General features: G+C 45.5%; 17 protein-coding genes and 1 tRNA gene. 7 read left to right on the top strand and 11 right to left on the bottom strand.

Features of this window, described 5'->3' with window-relative positions; translation table 11 throughout:
- The first annotated feature begins 12 nt into the window (after positions 1-12).
- The 5 genes from Q5866_RS15700 to Q5866_RS15680 all read left to right on the top strand — a co-directional run bounded on the left by Q5866_RS15700 (position 13) and on the right by Q5866_RS15680 (position 2,488).
- Positions 13-822 (top strand): MotA/TolQ/ExbB proton channel family protein, encoded by an 810-nt coding sequence (locus Q5866_RS15700; RefSeq protein ID WP_303181225.1) that lies wholly within the window; start codon positions 13-15, stop codon positions 820-822.
- 3 nt (positions 823-825) lie between these two features.
- A complete protein-coding gene (locus Q5866_RS15695) occupies positions 826-1,272 on the top strand; it encodes a hypothetical protein (protein WP_099291039.1) in 447 nt (148 codons plus the stop codon).
- 5 nt (positions 1,273-1,277) lie between these two features.
- Positions 1,278-1,865, top strand: coding sequence for a biopolymer transporter ExbD (locus Q5866_RS15690; RefSeq protein ID WP_186974638.1), 588 nt, complete (start codon positions 1,278-1,280; stop codon positions 1,863-1,865).
- A complete protein-coding gene (locus Q5866_RS15685; protein WP_227215799.1) occupies positions 1,865-2,329 on the top strand; it encodes a biopolymer transporter ExbD in 465 nt (154 codons plus the stop codon). Before Q5866_RS15690 ends, Q5866_RS15685 begins: the two co-directional genes overlap by 1 nt.
- Before the next feature lie 87 nt (positions 2,330-2,416).
- Positions 2,417-2,488, top strand: a tRNA-Arg gene (locus Q5866_RS15680).
- A gap of 39 nt (positions 2,489-2,527) precedes the next feature.
- Here the strand turns inward: Q5866_RS15680 and Q5866_RS15675 are convergent.
- Entirely contained in the window at positions 2,528-3,088 is a 561-nt protein-coding gene (locus Q5866_RS15675) for a flavodoxin (RefSeq protein ID WP_303181219.1), read from the bottom strand.
- 307 nt (positions 3,089-3,395) lie between these two features.
- On the opposite strand from Q5866_RS15675, the gene Q5866_RS15670 reads away from it, so the two are divergent.
- Complete coding sequence (locus Q5866_RS15670) at positions 3,396-5,960, top strand: ATP-binding protein (RefSeq protein WP_303181217.1); 2,565 nt, start codon at positions 3,396-3,398, stop codon at positions 5,958-5,960.
- Positions 5,961-6,102: 142 nt separating this feature from the next.
- On the opposite strand, the gene Q5866_RS15665 is transcribed toward Q5866_RS15670, so the two are convergent.
- From Q5866_RS15665 to Q5866_RS15630, 8 genes are all read right to left on the bottom strand, one after another.
- Positions 6,103-7,434 (bottom strand): sigma-54 dependent transcriptional regulator, encoded by a 1,332-nt coding sequence (locus Q5866_RS15665; protein ID WP_099291043.1) that lies wholly within the window; start codon positions 7,432-7,434, stop codon positions 6,103-6,105.
- Positions 7,435-7,788: 354 nt separating this feature from the next.
- Complete coding sequence (gene argH, locus Q5866_RS15660) at positions 7,789-9,126, bottom strand: argininosuccinate lyase (RefSeq protein ID WP_303181213.1); 1,338 nt, start codon at positions 9,124-9,126, stop codon at positions 7,789-7,791.
- 12 nt (positions 9,127-9,138) lie between these two features.
- Positions 9,139-10,188, bottom strand: coding sequence for a M20 family metallo-hydrolase (locus Q5866_RS15655; RefSeq protein ID WP_292270035.1), 1,050 nt, complete (start codon positions 10,186-10,188; stop codon positions 9,139-9,141).
- Positions 10,188-10,964, bottom strand: coding sequence for an acetylglutamate kinase (argB, locus tag Q5866_RS15650; RefSeq protein ID WP_303181210.1), 777 nt, complete (start codon positions 10,962-10,964; stop codon positions 10,188-10,190). The genes Q5866_RS15655 and argB overlap by 1 nt, the downstream gene beginning before the upstream one ends.
- A gap of 13 nt (positions 10,965-10,977) precedes the next feature.
- Complete coding sequence (locus Q5866_RS15645; RefSeq protein WP_292270029.1) at positions 10,978-12,090, bottom strand: aspartate aminotransferase family protein; 1,113 nt, start codon at positions 12,088-12,090, stop codon at positions 10,978-10,980.
- 10 nt (positions 12,091-12,100) lie between these two features.
- A complete protein-coding gene (gene argC, locus Q5866_RS15640; RefSeq protein WP_303181208.1) occupies positions 12,101-13,063 on the bottom strand; it encodes an N-acetyl-gamma-glutamyl-phosphate reductase in 963 nt (320 codons plus the stop codon).
- 166 nt (positions 13,064-13,229) lie between these two features.
- Positions 13,230-14,414 (bottom strand): argininosuccinate synthase, encoded by a 1,185-nt coding sequence (locus tag Q5866_RS15635; RefSeq protein ID WP_227215806.1) that lies wholly within the window; start codon positions 14,412-14,414, stop codon positions 13,230-13,232.
- Between the two features lie 11 nt (positions 14,415-14,425).
- Entirely contained in the window at positions 14,426-15,118 is a 693-nt protein-coding gene (locus tag Q5866_RS15630; protein WP_099291049.1) for a GNAT family N-acetyltransferase, read from the bottom strand.
- A 356-nt stretch (positions 15,119-15,474) separates the two neighbouring features.
- Here Q5866_RS15630 and Q5866_RS15625 point away from each other — a divergent pair, with 356 nt between their 5' ends.
- Positions 15,475-16,824 carry a S41 family peptidase gene (locus Q5866_RS15625; RefSeq protein ID WP_303181206.1) on the top strand — a complete coding sequence of 450 codons (1,350 nt, stop codon included), beginning with the start codon at positions 15,475-15,477 and terminating at the stop codon, positions 16,822-16,824.
- On the opposite strand, the gene Q5866_RS15620 is transcribed toward Q5866_RS15625, so the two are convergent.
- Positions 16,811-17,527: a head GIN domain-containing protein gene (locus Q5866_RS15620; RefSeq protein ID WP_099291051.1), complete on the bottom strand. Its 717-nt coding sequence runs from the start codon at positions 17,525-17,527 to the stop codon at positions 16,811-16,813. The two genes, Q5866_RS15625 and Q5866_RS15620, sit on opposite strands and share 14 nt — an antisense overlap.
- A 161-nt stretch (positions 17,528-17,688) precedes the next feature.
- Positions 17,689-19,101 carry a TolC family protein gene (locus tag Q5866_RS15615; RefSeq protein WP_303181204.1) on the bottom strand — a complete coding sequence of 471 codons (1,413 nt, stop codon included), beginning with the start codon at positions 19,099-19,101 and terminating at the stop codon, positions 17,689-17,691.
- Positions 19,102-19,107 lie beyond the last annotated feature (6 nt).

Here is a 19,107-nt window from a genome sequence, read left to right as displayed (position 1 = left end):
GTTAAATTGATCATGAGAAAATTATTTGCACTAATAGCAGTTTTAGGAATGCTTACTATTGGAGCATCATCTATGCTAATGGCTCAAGAGAATGAAACAACTCAAACAGAGACCACTGAAACTTATCAAGACGAGGAAACTACAACAGACCCGACCGTTCTGGAAGATGAAGACGCGATCGAAAGTTCTTCTTTCCACGCCGTTGTAAAACAAAAATTCATCGAGGGTGGTGCCATGTTCATGAGTTTCGTTATCTTGGCTTTGATCTTCGGTTTGGCTATCGCTATCGAGAGAGTTATCTACTTGAACTTGGCAGCTACTAATAGCAAGAAATTAATCGCGAGTGTAGAAGACGCTTTGGAAAACGGTGGTGTTGAAGCAGCGAAAGAAGTATGCCGCACGACCAGAGGTCCTATCGCAAGTATTTTCTATCAAGGATTATCCCGTTATGACCAGGGAGTCGAAATGGTAGAGAAATCCGTTGTTTCTTACGGTTCCGTTCAAATGGGACTTTTGGAAAAAGGAATGTCTTGGATCGCTTTATTCATCGCTTTGGCCCCGATGTTGGGATTCTTGGGAACAGTTATCGGTATGATCGACGCCTTCGATAAGATTCAGGCAGCAGGTGATATCCAACCGTCATTGGTTGCGGGAGGTATCAAGGTTGCATTGATCACGACCGTTGCCGGTTTGATCGTTGCCATGATTCTTCAGGTATTCTACAACTACTGTGTTGCAAAAGTTGAAAGTATCGTAAACGATATGGAAGATGCATCCGTAACCTTGTTAGATATCCTTGTAAAGTACAATCAAAAACACTAAACCATGCTTAAAGTAACCAAGTTATTAAATATCCTAACCATTGCAATGTTTGCCATTACAGTGGTGTTAGTTGGGTTATTTTTCTTCGGGGGAGAGCTTCCGAACGCCCAATATAGCACGCCTGTATACACAGACCAATTAATATGGTGGGCATATATATTGTTCGGGTTGACAGCCCTTGCTGCTTTAGTATTCCCGATTGGTCGCCTGTTGACCAACCCGAAACAGGCAGTTAAAACGCTGATCGCGCTCGTCGGAGTATGTTTACTCGTTTTAATCGCTTATTCCATGTCAGACGGAACGATCATGAATCTTCCGGGATACGACGGACCGGACAACGTGGAAGGCACTTTGAAATTTGCCGACACGATGCTATTTACCATGTATTTCTTGGGAATAGGAGCCGTATTAGCAATTATTGTAACTGAAATTATCAGACGATTTAGATAATTATTATGGCAAGAAAAAAGACACCGGAAATTAATGCCACTTCAACGGCGGACATCGCATTCTTGTTGTTGATCTTCTTCTTGGTATCAACAACAATGGACGTCGATTCCGGTTTGTTCAGACGGTTACCGCCCATGCCACCCGAGGATAAAGTACAGATTCCTCCCGTTGCCAAACGTAACGTTTTACAGGTGATGGTAAACAAGGATGACATGTTGGCTGTAAATTCCGAGATGATGGACGTTTCCCAGTTGAAGGCAAAAACGATAGAGTTTATCCTGAACAAGGATAATAAACCAGACCTACCGAGCAAGAAACTCAAGGAGATTCCTTTCTTCGGGCAAGTCGAGATCTCGAATGGTATTGTTTCCCTGCAAAGTGACCGCGGTACATCTTACAAAATGTATATCGCCGTTCAGGATGAATTGACGGCTGCCTACGATGAAGTAAGAGATATGAAGGCCATGGAAAAGTGGGGAAAGAAGTATAGTGAACTCACGGAAGAGCAGATGGATGCGGTAAGAAAATACATCCCGACGGCTATTTCCGAGGCTGAACCTAAAAATGTTGGACAGAAAGGAGGAGGTAAATAATGGCTAAATTCAGAAAAGAAGGCTCGAAAGATGTACCGGCAATTTCAACGGCATCTTTACCTGACATCGTTTTCATGTTGTTATTCTTCTTCATGGTAAGTACAACGATGCGCGAGGTTACTCTTATGGTCAACAACGGTATGCCCGAGGCAAGACAAGTTTCGAAACTGGAAAAGAAATCCTTGGTTAGTAACATCTATATCGGGAAACCGAAAGATCAGTTTGTCGGGGTATACGGTAGTGAACCGCGTATCCAGTTAAATGACAAACTTGCCGGATTACATGAAATCAGTGCCTTCGTGATCGCCGAGCAGGAAACTCGTAAGGAGGAAGAGCGCAACATGATTACCAACAACTTGAAAGTTGATCAATTTACAAAGATGGGTATTGTTACCGACGTGAAGCAAGAACTACGTAAAGCGAATTCACTTCGTATCAGCTACGCGACACGGAAGAAAGTATAATACTTTTATCAATTATAATTTAAAAAAAGGGGGCAAACGCTCCCTTTTTTTAAAAAATTGATTAGCTTTGCACTCGGATAAAACAATGGTCCCCTAGTTCAATGGATAGAATGAAGGATTCCGGTTCCTTTGATATGGGTTCGAGTCCCGTGGGGATCACATAAAAAATGTGTGTCAGAACTGACACACATTTTTTATTCACCGGATTACCTTAATCTCCCGCAACCATTTCAATATATCCTCTTTCGCTTTCTTCACTTGGCTGCCTCGTACCGGGAAGCCGTCCAGTACCTTTGATTTCGGGCAAAGTTTCTTGATATCGTCACCCGTATGTCCCATGCGGCTACCCTCGTGTGTCATAAACGGGATGATTGTTTTCCCCGATAAATCATACCCGGACAAGAATGTTGACACGGGAGGGGCAATCGTCGCCCACCAGCAAGGCGAGCCCACGAATATGGTATCGTACTGCTCGATATTTTCGATCTTTCCCTTTATTGCAGGTTTATGTCCTTCCGCGATCTCTTTCTTTGCCTGATCGACTACCGCCTGATAGTTGGTCGGATAGGCTTTCTCCGGCACGATTTCAAAAACATCGGCTCCCGTGGCTTCTTTTATCTGGTTCGCCACTTCTTTGGTATTCCCGCTATGGGAAAAATACACGACCAGTACTTTTTTCTTTTCCGCTGAAGGCTGTGCTTCCAATCCGACGCCGGTGAATACCGCCGCTAACATGAATAAATAACATTTCTTGCTCATACTATTCTATTTTTGTGATTATTATATTGTATCTCGTTTATTCGACAATACAAAAATAAGGGGAAACGATAAACCGTTCGTTATACGAATTACAGATATATATACCCGTATTACTGATCAGGGCAAACGCGTCAAAACGCTTTTCGCCCTTTTAGTCAAAAGTTTATAAAGTCCATCAAGTTCATAAGGTTTATGGACCCTAGCGGGCGCTTTGTCCACTGCAGCATAGCTGCCGGTAAACCTTGTCCGAAGGACGCACAGTACTTTATGAACTTTATAAACTTTAGGAGCTGAAAAGCTCAACTTTATGAACCGGGCGAAAAGCGTTTTTAACGCTTTTGCCCTGTATTACCGATTCGGATTATCGGGAGTTTTTATACCTTTGTACAAACTGATAGTTATGCAAAGACCGTTTAAATTTACCAAATTCAAACTGATCACGGGGTATATTCTGATACTCCTTCTCGGTGCTATTGCCATCATTTTTATTTACAAGCAGACGATAGCTCTCACGGAGAAAGGGAATGACGAGATTGTCATGCAACAGAAATTATTCATCATTGGCAATACGCTGACAAAACTATACGAGGCAGAGAATACTGGATTGTCTTTTTCCCAAACCGGTTCGGAAAAGAATTTCAACAGGTATATGCAATTGATTCAAGATATCCGGTATAATATGGATACCTTGAAATACCTGTCCATGAGCGAGGAACAAAACATGCGGATCGACACGGTTCATGCGCTTTTGAGCGACCGGATACAGAATTTGAAAGATTTACTCTATGTCAAAAAATACGCTATCCCGGAGGATTTTTACAATAAGACAGTTGAAAAGATTGAATTTCTGAAAGACTCTATCGGCAAAGAACCTGAAATCAAACATCGGATTGTCGCGACAGTGGATAGCAGTAAGATTATTAAAGAAAAGAAAGGGTGGCTCGGCATCCGTACTAAAAGGGATTCCATTTTAAGAGTGGACACGACCTACCACTACTTCGCGGACACGGTCGGGATATCCAATAACACGGATTCACTCATGAACGTGATTCGCGATTCGTGGAGTCAATACCAGCAAGAGAAAGAAGAAATAGATGCAGAGATTTACAAGCGGGAAAAGATTGTCATACAAAGCGGACAAAAGATCACGGAACGTTTGAAACGCATATTAAAAGCCCTCGAAAAAGAGGAAATCGAGCACACCCGCATCCGTTTGGAACAGCAGCAAACAACCACCGAACAGCTTACCCAAACGCTCTCGTGGGTGGCAATCATAGCCTGCCTGCTGGTGGTGTTTTTTGTTATTCTTATCATCAATGACATCAGCCAAAGCCAACGATACAGGCGGGAACTGGAAGCCGCCAACGCTTACACGGAACGTTTGTTGCACAACCGGGAAAAGTTGATGCTTACCGTTACGCATGATATAAAATCACCTCTAAGTTCTATTATCGGGTATATTGAATTACTGAGCAATACACCCTTGGAGGAACGCCAATATTATTTCCTCCGGAACATGAAAGGCTCTGCCGAGCATATACTGCATCTGGCTAACAACCTACTGGATTTCTCCAAGTTGGAAGCCAACAAAATGGAGATTAATACCGTTCCGTACACTCCCGGTCGCCTCCTGCAAGAGATTGCAGACAGTTTTCTGCCCTTGGCCGGAGAAAAAGGATTAGAATTAAGGAGTGATATCAGCAACGCGCTGAACGAACATTTCTTGGGCGATCCCATGAAAGTAAGGCAGATCGTGGTGAATATCCTCTCCAACGCCATCAAATACACTCAAAAAGGTAAGATTTCGCTCTCCGCCTTTAGCCCCGGAACCAACAACGAGCAACTGATGATCGTTATCAAAGACTCCGGTCCCGGCATGACGGAAGAAGAACAGGAACTTATTTTCAAGGAATTTACCCGACTTACACCACAGCACAATAACGGCGCGGAAGGAACCGGATTGGGACTCACGATCACGATGCAACTCGTACACCTGTTAGGAGGAGAACTCTCCCTCAACAGTAAAAAGGGGGAAGGAAGCACATTCACCGTGAAACTTCCTCTCGTGAAAGCGCCCATGCAAGAAACAGCCGCAACAGAATCGGGACAAATCGCTCCCGTTATGCACGAGGGAACAAAAGCCTTCCTCGTGGATGATGATGAATTACAGCTTACCGTCAATTCGGAATTTTTGCGTAAAGTAGGTATTAGCAGCGACACGTGCACCCATCCTCTTGAAGCGCTGTCCATACTCGAAAAAGGGAATTACGACCTTGTTCTCTCGGATATACAGATGCCTGATATGGACGGGTTCGAACTGGTGAAACAGATCAGACAGTCAGCATCGGAAAAGATAAAAGACCTTCCTGTCATCGCGCTGTCGGCACGAGCTGACATGCAGGAGCAGGAGTACCTTGATGCGGGGTTCTCTGCCTACCTGAATAAACCGTTTACCCCGGAACAACTTTACACCAAGGTAAACGAGTTATTGGACTGGGACATCAAAATAGCTCCACCTGCGGGTGAAGACCATGACACGAACGCACCTTTTGACCTAAGTATGATCATGGTCTTCGCCGACAACGATAAGGATGCCGCAAACCAGATCATTCAATCCTTCGTTTCGGATTGTGTCCAGAATTTCCAACATCTTGAGGAACACGTGCAACAACACGAGATGGAACAAGTCAAGAAACTCGCTCACAAGATGCTACCTATGTTCAAACAATTGTCAATCAATCAAGTTATACCGCTATTACTCTCCCTCGAGAGAATGGGTCCCGAACAAGTGGAAGAAACACAGGTAGCTGAAACCGTGAGAAAAGTCGTTCAAACGGGGAATGAAGTAATACAGTTGCTTCGGAGTTTATAAAGTTCATAAGGTTCATAAAGTTTATAAAGTTACGGGTGTCCTTCGGACAAAATTAAAACGGCAGCACAAGCTGCCGTTGATATAATATCTCGTTGATTTTTTTAAACTTTATGAACTTTATAAACCTTATAAACTTTACAAACTATAAATCCTCCAACCCATAGTTTTTTAGCTTATTATACAGGGTTTTTCGGTCGATTTGGAGCATCCGGGCAGCCTCGCTCTTGTTATTCCTGCACTTTTGCAGAGCTTCCTTTATTAATTCGATTTCCATCTCCCGGCGGGTACCCATCGTCTTTTCCGGTTCGACAGGCTTTTGTGATAATTCCGGTGGCAAGCATATCTTGGTGATTAATTTTCCTTGGCAAAGCAGGGTTGCCCGTTTCACGATATTACGCAATTCACGAAGGTTACCGGGCCAAGCGTAAGTATTAAATATCCGCATCACCTCATCATCAAATCCTGCCACTTGTTTACCCAATTCTTCGTTCGCCTTGTCAAGGAAATGATTGGCAAATACCATGATATCCTCTTTCCGTTCTCTTAACGGCAAAGCTTGGATGGAAAACTCGTTGAGACGATGGTATAAGTCTTCCCGGAAACGCCCTTCGGCAACAGCTTCTTTCAAATTCTCGTTTGTAGCCGAAATAATACGCACGTCAAAAGGCACATCGACACTACTTCCCACGGGATGTACCTTGCGTTCTTCAAGGGCACGCAACAATTGAACCTGCACGTCATAAGGCAGATTACCTATCTCATCGAGGAAAATCGTTCCCCCGGATGCCGTCACAAAATATCCTTGTTTATCACACGCTGCCCCCGTAAAAGCACCTTTCACGTGTCCGAAAAGCTCGCTCGTGGCAATATCTCTCGGGATAGCCCCACAATCCACTGCCACGAAAGGCCCGTCTTTCCGGGCACTCGTCAAGTGAATCAGACGGGCTATATATTCCTTACCGGTACCGCTCTCGCCGTTAATTAAAACGGTCATCATGGTCGGTCCCACCAAACGGATATACTCGTACTGCTGATCAGCACTCTCACTTACCCCTTTTATATAAGCGAAAGCCGTTGTTTTAACTTTTGCCTGAACCGGCTTGGCAGGTTCCGTTTCCAGCTTCAACGCTTCCTGCAATTTCTTCAGAATTTCGTCCGGGATAACCGGTTTTGCCACGTAATCAAAAGCCCCCAACTTCATCGCCGTCACGGCTGTCTGAATATCGGCGTATCCTGTCATTAGCAACACCTGTGTCTCGGGTGTTTTCTCTTTAATCAACCGCAACAAATCAATCCCGTCCTTATCGGGTAAACGCAAATCCGTCAGCACAAGATCAAACGTTTCCTTGTCCAATTTTTTCACGGCTTCCTTGTACGAGAATGCATTCTCCACCTCGAATCCCCGTTTCCCTAACCAATTCTTCAACATGATACAGAAAGTCGTATCATCATCAACCACTAAGATTTTTGCCATACGTCGATTATTTTACACACGAAAATAGTTTTAATCGACTAAAGAAAAAAGTTTTTAACGCAATTTAGGATAAAGGGGAGCTTTCTTTATTCTGCTTCATGTTCGGGGTCACTTAAAAAGTGCGGTAGTAAAAGTCCCGAAATAGCCATCACGATGAAAAATATGTACGTTACCATAATTCCTCCTTTTTTATCATTCAATCCTTTACTCTTATAATAGAGAATTGTATGCCATATCGGCAAACAGGGTAACACTGCCACTCAGATGTCTAATTATCAATGATATGCTATAAAACTAGAATTCCCCGTGGAATGTATTCCATGGGGAATTATGTGGAAAAAGTGTAGAAAAAGACTACAATTTCAACAAGCGTTTTTCAGCTTCCCGAACGGCAGAAATATCCCACGCAGCCATTCTTTCGTCAAACCTGTCCTTTATTTTGTTCAGACAAAGATTCCCGATACTCCCCTCGTGCGTGTGATGAATCTCACGCGTCCCCGCATGATACTCCCCCTGTTGGACTTGCATTCCTATTTTTCGATAGGCTTCCCGAAAAGGTACTCCCGCCATCACCATTTCGTTTACATCTTCCACGGAAAAAATATACCCGTAGCGGAGATCTTTCAGTATATCCCGTTTTAACGCCATGTCTTTCAGCACGAGATGAGCCATAAAAAGACAATCGTTCAATTCACGGAACGCGGGTAAATATAATTCCTTCGTTAATTGCATATCCCGGAAATAACCGGAAGTGAGATTTCCACACAACATTGCCATTTGGGTTGGCAATGATTGTAAGCGATTACACTTCGCCCGAATCAGTTCGAATATATCCGGATTTTTCTTGTGCGGCATAATGCTTGAGCCTGTCGTGTATTTATCCGGCAGATGCAGAAAACCGAAATTTCCACAGGCAAACAGACAGACATCGGCAGCCAGCCGCCCCAAAGTTGTCGCCACGGCAGCCAACCCGAACAACACGTTCTTTTCCATCTTTCCTCTTTGCATCTGAGCGTACACGACGTTATACGCCAGATCGGCGAATCCCAACAACCCGGTTGTCATTTTCCGGTTCAAGGCTATCGACGAACCGTAGCCTGCACCCGACCCGAGCGGATTGGTATTTACCATATCGTACGCCGCTTTCAAGAGCAACAAATCATCTGCCAACGATTCGGCATAAGCGCCGAACCACAACCCGAATGAAGAGGGCATCGCTACCTGCAAATGCGTGTATCCCGGTATCAGTACATCCTTGCTTTCCTCCGCCCGCTGTATCAACAAACGGAACAAGCGTTCCACGCTTTCCAATGTCTCGAAAATCGCTTCTCGCGAAAACAATTTCAAATCAAGTAATACTTGATCGTTCCGGGAACGTCCCGTGTGGATCTTTTTTCCCGCATCCCCACATTCCTCCACCAGCATCAATTCTATTTGCGAGTGTACATCCTCAACCCCTTCTCCTATCACAAACTCCCCCTTTTCCACCCGTGCATGAATACCGATCAATGCCTTTCGTAGTTGTCTGTATTCTTCGTCACTTACCAAACTCACGTGATGTAACATTTCCAAATGTGCCAAACTCCCCGTCACGTCAGCTTTCGCCAACATCACGTCCAATTCCCGATCTTTCCCGATGGTGAATGATTCGGTAAAATTGTCTACATCGTATCCTTTATCCCAAAGCCGCATGAATTTTAGATTTTAAATTATTATCCAGTCCAATATTCGAACAAACGTTTCTATTCCTCGCTCTATTTCATCCAAGCGAATATATTCATTCGCCGTATGGGAACGGGCACTATCTCCCGGACCGATCTTCAGTGAGGTGCATGGAATCACAGCCTGATTCGAGGTCGTGGGCGAACCGTAGGGTTCTAATCCCAACTCCCGACAACGCCGAACGACCGGATGCTCCGCGGGTACCGATGATGAATCGAGGGAGATAGAGCGGGGGGATACCTCGCATTTCACGTGGCGACGGATTGTATCAAGTATTTGTAAGTTCGTGTAAAGTTCATTTACCCGTACATCCACCATGAAACGGCAAGTCGCGGGAACCACGTTATGTACCGTTCCCGCCTCAATCCCCGTAACGCTCATTTTTACTGCTCCCAATAGTTCCGACACCCGTTCAAAACGATAGGTGCGAAACCATTCTATATCTTGCAATGCCCCGTAAATAGCATTCACGCCTTCCTCCCGTGCAGCATGTCCTGATACTCCCGCAACATGGCAATCCAATACCATAAGACCTTTTTCGGCTATCGCGGGACGCATTCCGGTAGGCTCGCCCACGAGGGCAAAATCAATTCTCCCCAATTCCGGGAATACGCGTTGTATTCCCCCGGCTCCCGTGTTTTCTTCTTCCGCAGAACCCAAATACACCAGATTGTACGCTTGTGGCTTTCTGTTCAATATGATGAACGCTGCCAACATGGACACGATACTTCCGCCCGTGTCGTTACTTCCCAAGCCGTACAATTTTCCATCTCTTACCGTCGGGGTAAACGGATCGGTATCCCATGCCCCACCGGGACGTACCGTGTCCAAGTGTGCATCCAGTAATAACGTGGGTTTCGCCGCGTCGAACTCCGGCGAGCGACTCCACACGTTATTACCTTGACGATGCACGTCGAACCTATATTTTTGCAGTATTCCGGTTATAACATCTGCCACTTGCCCCTCCTCCCCGCTAAAAGAGGGGATGGATATAATCCGTTTTAATACTTCTATTGCCTCCTTTGTATCCATTATTCTTCTCCGGTTATTCGAGTGCCTGCCTCGGGATTATCCAATTCATCGGGATGAACCAATCGCACGGATTGTACTCCCGCGTGTATTGCAACAAATGAATATTCCAATTTTGGAATCATTCCAGCATGAATACGTCCTTCCTGTCTGAGTTTGTCATACATAACGGGAGTCAAACGAGGAATCACGGAATTTTCATCTTCCATATCTCTTAATACCCCACGTTTATTGAAACAATAGATTAATTCGACTTCTACGCGGGAAGACAAGGCTTTCGCAACAGCCGATGCGATTCCATCGGCATTGGAATTTAATAATCCTCCCTGCCCGTCACACGTGATCGGTGACAGGACTGGCATGACCCTATTTTGGAATAATAATTCCAATACAGTACTATTTACATGTACAACATCTCCCACATGTCCCCATTCTACTCCTTCTTGCACTCTCTGTTTCGCGCCCACCAAACTCATGTCACAACCGGATAACCCGCAAGCGTTTACACCAAGTGCCTGCAACCGGGCTACCAATATCTTGTTCACCCACCCGGCGTATGCCATCACGGTTACACGCAACATCTCATCGTCTGTTACCCGACGCCCGTCAATCATCCGGCAGGGTATTCCCAAACGTTCTGCCAATTGTCCGGCAAATATTCCTCCCCCATGCACAATCATGAAAGGAGGTTCTATTTTCGCCAGTTTTCGACAAAGCAGCTCCAACCGCCCCTCGTCTTCCAACAATGCCCCGCCAATTTTTATTACTTTGTATCTCATGTCGCATTCATTTTCAATTGCCTTTAAAGCTTTCCGTGAAATAATCCACTTCCTCCTTTCTCATGCACAACGGGGGAAGTAACCGTAATGTATTTTTCCCGCTGTATCCCGTGATAATCCTGTAATTCGTCAACAAGCGGCGACGGAATATAATATGCGGAATATCAATATCCACTCCTATCATCAATCCCTTTCCCCGTACTTCAATTACCCCGGGCAATCCTCTCAGTTGTTCGGCAAAGTATTCTCCGACCTGCAAGGCGTTCTCTATCAGATTTTCACGCTGCATCACGTCCAACACGGCAATGGCCGCGGCACACGCCAAATGATTTCCCCCGAAAGTGGTTCCCAGTATTCCTTTCCTTGCCTCTATCCATTCGTGAACAAGCACTCCCGCCACCGGGAATCCGTTCCCCATGCCTTTAGCCATAGTAATTATGTCGGGTTTTATCCCGGCATAGCGATGTGCAAAAAATTGTCCGCTCCGCCCGTACCCGGATTGTATTTCGTCAAGTATCAACAGAGTCCCGCGATTGTTACAACATTCTCGTGCCAATTGCAAAAAAGCAGGTTCCGCAACCCGGATTCCTCCCACACCTTGGATTCCCTCGATGATAACAGCCGCGTACTCTTCGCTTGCCAATTCCCGTTCGAGAGCTTTCTCGTCATTCAACGAGATAAACTTCACTTGATGCCCCATATTCCACGAAGCCCGTATTTCGGAATTATCGGTCACCGCCACGGCTCCACTTGTTCGCCCGTGAAAAGCCCCGCGCATGGCAAGCACCTTTGCCCGCCCGGTCACGAACGAAGCAAGTTTCAAAGCGTTCTCGTTCGCCTCAGCCCCACTATTACAGAGGAACAGGTTGTAATCCATACATCCCGAAAGGTGTTTCAATTTCTCCTCCAACTCTCCTTGCAAATGATTCTCCACCGAATTGGAATAGAAACCGATCTTTTCCAACTGTTCCGTGATTCCCGCCACGTACCGAGGATGGGTATGCCCGATGGAAATCACGGCATGCCCGCCATAGAGGTCAAGGTATTTGTTTCCTTCCTTATCCCAAAAATACATTCCCTCTGCCCGGACGGGCTCTATATTTATCAGATTATATACTTCAAACATTTCTTGATCATTAAAAATAATTTGCTTTCAATCGTAATCCTGTCATTTCGTCTAAACCGAACATCAGGTTCATATTTTGCACCGCCTGTCCGGAAGCTCCTTTTATCAGATTATCAATCATTGATGTCACGAGCACGTTATCCCCCTCTTTATCCGGATGAATAAAACAATAATTCGTGTTCACAACTTGTTTCAATGACACCGGTTCATCGCTCATGAGTACAAACGGATGTTGCTCATAATACGTTTTATAAAGAGTTGTCAATTCCTCTAACGTGGCTTTACTTTGAAACACAACGTTCACCATAATTCCCCGTGTATGACATCCTCGCACGGGCACAAAAGCGATATCGAGTTCTGTTTTTGCTCCCGCCTCCTGCAAGGTTTCCCGAATTTCGCCCAAATGCTGATGCGTGAAAACCTTGTACACGGATAAGTTCTGCGCCCGGTTACTGTAATGCGTTTCTTCTGTTGGCCGTTGCCCCGCACCTGTCGCTCCGGTTATGCCGAAGGCCGTAATTCTATCTGTCAACAATCCACTCTTCGCGAAAGGCAACAAAGCCAACTCTATCGCAGTCGCGAAACAACCCGGATTTGCAACACGTTGACATTCCATGATCTTGTCCTTATTTAACTCCGGTAACCCGTAAACGAAATTACCTGCCGACGCCCGTAAACGAAAGTCATTACTCAAATCAATCACCCTCACGGATGACGGTATCTTGTTCTCCGATAGAAAACGGGCAGAAACTCCATGCCCCATACACAGGAAAAGTACATCTATGTCATCAAAATCCAAATCCGTGAAAACCTGTTTTGAATACAACAAATCCCGATGTACCCGTCCTATCGGTTCTTCCCGGTGTGATTCACTCTGCAAATACCGCAATTCCACGGCGGGATGATTCACGAGAATCCGAATCAACTCTCCCGCCGTGTACCCGGCAGCACCTGCTATTCCAACTCTTATCATGACAATCAGTTTATAAAGTTCATAAAGTTTATAAAGTTCATAAGGTTTACAAGGTTTTAATAACTCACGAGATACCATATCAACGGCAACACAAGCTGCTGCTTTAATTTTGTCCGAAAGACACCCGTAACTTTATAACTTTATGAACCTTATAAACTTTATAAACTCATTTATTAACCGCCTCGTGTATTCTCAACGGCATTGACAATATTCGGGTAAAGCCCTTCACGTCTTCCGCTGTCCACGCGTTGTTTTCCTCCCCGTATCTGGCAAAAGAAGCATTCATTAGATCATGCGGAGAATGGCATCCCAACAAATCAAAGTGATAGGGACGCATCAATACCCGTACTTCACCCGACACGCTACGCTGCGAGTGTTCCAGAAATTTCTCGATATCCCGCATCACCGGTTCCCCGTACATCGCCTCGTGCAGAAACATCCCGTACCAGTTGCCCAATTGCTCCTTCCAGTACGACTGCCACTTCGTCAACGTGTGTTTTTCCAGTAATTCGTGCGCCTTGATAATAATTAACGGTGCAGCAGCCTCGAAGCCCACGCGACCTTTAATCCCTACAATCGTGTCGCCCACGTGCGTATCCCGCCCGATAGCCCAAGGAGCAGCCAAGGCTTCGACCGCACGGATAGCCTCGATTTTATCAGCATACGTTTTCCCGTTCACCGCACACAATTCCCCCTGTTCAAAGGCGAGAGTCAATTCCTCTTCCCCCACCCGCTGCAACGACGAGGGATAAGCCTCTTCAGGCAACGACCGATCGGACGTCAGAGTTTCCCGCCCACCAACGGAAGTACCCCAAAGTCCTTTATTTATGGAATAAACCAATTTTGTCCAATCACGTTCCACCCCCTTTGCTTTCAGATAAGCGATCTCGTCCTCCCGGCTCAATCGTAAATCACGAGTCGGCGTGATAATTTCCATATCAGGAGCGAATACCGAGAAACAAAGATCAAAACGTACTTGATCGTTTCCCGCCCCGGTACTCCCGTGTGCTAACGCATCGGCACCGATTTCCTTGGCATATCGCACGATTGCCAACGCTTGAAATGTCCGCTCGGAACTTACCGAAACAGGATAAGTTTTGTTACGCAACACGTTCCCGAATACCATATAGCGAATACACTGTTCGTAATATTCGCCCGTTACATCGAGCGTCACGTGACGTTTCGCCCCAAGGGCGTACGCTTTTTCCTCGATCACAACCAACTCTTCCGGCGAGAACCCGCCCGTGTTGGCAATCGCCGTGTAAACCTCAAGCCCCAGTTCATCGCTCAAGTATTTCACACAGTAGGAGGTATCCAATCCTCCACTATACGCTAAAACAACTTTTTTCATTTTTCTGTTATTTACAAACGACAAACAACTCCCCCGTATTCCTGCTTTCCACCGGGATGATTTCCCGGTGCCTTAAAAGCAGCAAGCATAACACTCACCACCCGACGCAATTTTCGGAAGATTCTACCGGGTAGGTTCCCGCTCTTTTCCCCCGCCGCATCCCGAACACGGGCATGTACCTCCGGATCATAAATCATTCCCGTGCAAAGGCATTTTGTCATATTTGTCCGTTGTAAGATATCGTAATTTACGCATGATTTGCAACCAGCCCAAAACTCCTCGTCATCGGTCAACTTGGCAAAAGTAACAGGCACGTAACCCAACGAAGTATTGATACGCATCACTTGCTCGCCCGTGGTCAGACCAAACAATTTCGCCCGCGGGAATCGCCTTCGCGACAAATCGAAAGCGGCTTTCTTGATGCGTTTTGCCACTCCCAATCCCCGGTATGCCGGTACAACGATCAACCCGGAATTAGCCACGAATTTCTGGTGTCCCCAGCACTCGATATAACAGAAGCCCACGAACTCTTCTCTGTTCAAAGCAATAATCGCCTTGCCATCCCGGATTTTCCCGGCGATATACTCGTTCGTTCTTCTTGCTATACCTGTTCCACGCGCTTTTGCAGCGTTGTCAATCGCGTCATTTATCGCCGTCACGTATGACAGGTGTTTCTCGGACGCAACCAATACTTCAATCTTCATCTTCGTACAATTTAATCTAAATCATTCAAATCATTTTCCGTTTTCTCTATATGCATATTTATTTATTGAGCTTGCAAATATATGCATTAATATTCCAAACGAACAAGTATTTATGCCATTTTTTTGAAGAAAAATAGAATTCTCTTGCACGACATTATAAATCAAACGCTTCCAAAACAACCAAGCGTCACGTGGACACTTTACAGAGAATCTCTCGGGAATCACAAAATATTAGCCTCGCTTGACTATTGGATAAATATGCATAAATATAGACCAATAAAACTTTCTTACTATCTCGTGCATGGAAATTCATCAAAATTCCGTAATATTGTGTTTTGTGATTAGAACGATGAAATATGTATAGAATTTGCTTCTTTCTGGTTCTTATCGGTCTTCTGATCGGTTGCGAGGACACATCAGTCCGACCGTCGCCCCCATCTCGTACCTACGAGCGCATCAACACGTTCACGAAAGACAAGATGACAGACCAGTATTTCTGGGCAGATGAAGTCAAGGATAAAAAGATAGAAGCAGATTTGGATCCGTTAACCTATTTCGCCAACATGAAATACGAGAAAGATCCATGGTCACGTATCACTAAATCACAGGGATTCGGTGAAATTGCCGATGCCAGCGGATACGAGAACGGATTCGGTTATCATCTCAATTTTTGGGAAGACAAGGGGTACATCATTGCCGAAGTGAATTTCGTGTATGACAATTCTCCGGCAGCAAAAGCAGGAATAAAACGAGGCGACCTGATTACCCGAATGGACGGTAAGAAGATTACCACGGAAAACTATACAAATCTTTATTACAAGAGTGTTTTATCTATCGGGTTGTCCGAGGATGAAGTATCGGAGCCTTACAAGACGATAGAACTGACCGCACAGAATTTCACTATCAATCCTATACTCGCGTACGGCGTTATCGACCACGAGGAACGTAAGATCGGTCATATCGCGTATTCCAGTTTCGTGTACCGTAACACCACTTCACTACTTCAATTGAACAACGTTTTCCAAAAACTAAAAGAAGAAGGTATCGAGGAATTAATTCTTGACTTGCGCTATAATTCCGGCGGATATATGCTTGCTGTTAAACGCTTGTGTTCACTTATAGCCCCGGAAAGTGTCGTGGAAAGTGAAGAAATTCTGATACACAAAAGATGGAACGACGTGTATCAAGAGAAATATGCAGATATACCGGAACAACTGGAAGAACGTTTCGACAAAACGGTTCCCGCCGATTCCCGCTTGAACTTATCGCGCTTGTGGGTAATTACAGGAAAAGAAACCGCATCAGCTTCTGAATTGCTTATCAGCGCTTTATCTCCTTACATGGAAGTTAATGTCATTGGTGTTCCCACTGTCGGGAAAAACATGGGAGGTATCACGTTTACCCCTACGGAAAGTGACCTGCAAGGTTGGAATATCACGTTGATATCCTTACTCTACACGAATAGCCGCTGCGAATCCGTACGGGGAGGTATTCAACCGAAAGAATACATACCCGAACCATTCCCGCACCGGTATGAACTGGACGATGTAAACGATCCGTTGCTTGCCGCAACACTCGCTCTGATTCCCGGGAAAACTCCGGTAGCACTAAAATCCAGAAGTATGTCCGTGGAGAAATACAACCGGATCATTCCCGAAAAAGCCTCATCCGTCGTGATATTCGAAGACCACATTACTTCCTTTTGACAAGAGCGCCCCGTCCACTTACATCTTTTTTCGTGATACGGGGATTGCCGTCATACATAAGCAATCCGGCCGATGACAATTGCACTTCCAGCGTGCCCGACACGTATACCTCTGCTTTGGCTGCCCCGCTGACTCCCGCTTCGCAATCGGTTACCCGTAAATCCCACGCTTTTAAAGTTGCAGCGGAAGAAAGTTCCAGTTCCAAGTGATCGACCGCTCCCTTCAATTCCAATTTAGCGGCATTAGAGGCTTCCACGTCTAACTCTTTTCCTTCTACTTCCAATTTCACGACTGCTGCCCCGGAAGCATTTATATCCAATTTATTCACTTTCAACGGGGAACTTCCGATTAATCTTGCCGCCGATTCCACGTTAATATCAGTTATATCGGGCGCCGCCACGGATACATTCATAGCGGTAAAACTACGAATGATGACATTAGGATCAAGGAACACGTTTAGCTGACCGTTCTTTATTTCCGTTTTCACGTACGAGATGATATTATCATCCGCTTCAATCGTGATCCCGAATTCCGTACCTTGTTTGAGGTACAACGTGATTCCCTGCTGCACGGAAACTTTCGTGAAAGATTGTTTAGCATCCCGTGCCTGTACTAAAAGATACCCTGTTCCTTTGATTCGTTTGACTTGCGCGACGGCAGTCCCGACAATCAATAACGCTAATAGTAATAATAAGTTTTTCATGGTGTTTAGTTTATAAGTCTATAAAGTCTATAAAGTCCATAAGGTCAAAAGTCTTGGACCCCTGCGGGGCGCTATATCAACAGCAGCATAAGCTGCCGTTTCAATTTTGTCCGAAGGACACCTATGACCTTATGGACTTTTGACCTTATAGACCTTACGGACTACTCTAATTTTCCCAACGATTTCAAATACTCCGTTTCACAAATCTTCAAAGCCGCTTTGGCATCCACCCAGTCACTCCATGCTTGTTGCCATTGCGCTTGAGCCTCAAGAAGATTGGTCAGACTCTCCATGCCGACGTCATATTGGTTGCGGGAAACTTTCAAGTTTTCCTCCGCCTGCGCCAGAGCCGACCGGGTAAGGTTTACACGAGTCTGGGCGTCGCTCAATTTAAAACGATTACCGGATATCTCCAGTTGCATCATTTCGCTCATCCTCTCTTTATTCAAACGGGTAATCTCTTCCTCGGCTTTCGCTACCCGCACTTTGTTACGTCCTTCCCCCCAGTTGAAAATCGGTATTTGAACCGAAGCCATAGCACTGAAAGAGGCAGAGTTGGAATTATCACCGTTCAATTTTAAACCGCCCCCGTAACTGTAACCTGCCATAACACCCACTTGCGGAAGGAAATCGGAACGGGTAACATTCACCTCTTTACGCTTCATTTCAACCTGTTTCTCAAGCATATTATAATCGGGACGCTGACTAAGTTCATCCGGTAATGACAAAATACCCGGTGTTATTGTCCCCGAAAGAGTATCGGTCAATTCCAAAGAAGTATTCAACTCCAACCCGATCAAACGGCACAGATTCATGCCTGCCAGCGTCCGACCGTGTTGTGCTTGTTGCAGTTGTAACAAGGCATCGTTGTGTTTCACTTGCGCCTTCAATACATCATTCAACGGAGCCATACCTGCGTCACGGGCATCCTCTAGGTTTTTCACCAGTTCACCCGTGACCTCTTTGTATTTTCGAGCCACAGAAACCAGCTCCTGCACACGGACATATTGCCAGTAAGCCTGCTCCAGTTCGACAAGCACTTCCGAACGATTGAGCCGGATATTCTCATCCGCCAACTCTTCACCGAATTTAGCCGCCTGATGTGCCGCCCGTATTTTACCCCCCATGAAGATCGGTTGCTGTAATTGCACTCCCGCCATATATACCCCTCTCATCGAAAGGGTAATCGGGATATCGGGCAAAAAGGCATACTCGTGAAAAAGGGGCTTGCCGTCAGTACCCATGACCGGTTTGCCGTCCCCCCCCATGATCACGTTCGGCTGCAACTTGCCGCTCTCGTCCGGCACATAAGTGGGGAGGTATCCCCCGGATAATTTGTACTCCTGTTTTTTCTGATAGTAGAAATACGTTCCCGAAGCAGAAAGACGAGGATAATAGTTCGCCCGGTACTCTTTCTTTGTCCAAATCGCTTTCTCTTTCTGCCGCTCGGCGATGGAGAGTTGTTTGCTGTAATCAAGCGCCATAGCCCGGCATTGCTTCAAATCCAGTTTCTGCTGGGCACGAGATGTCTGAAATGCAGCCAAAAAGATTATTATAATGATACAATATTTCATGATACT

Origin of the sequence: uncultured Butyricimonas sp., from assembly GCF_959596855.1 — a bacterium.
Taxonomy (GTDB): domain Bacteria; phylum Bacteroidota; class Bacteroidia; order Bacteroidales; family Marinifilaceae; genus Butyricimonas; species Butyricimonas muris.
The sequence above is the reverse complement of the archived record's forward strand: the minus strand, read 5'-3'. Positions and strand labels throughout refer to the sequence as shown.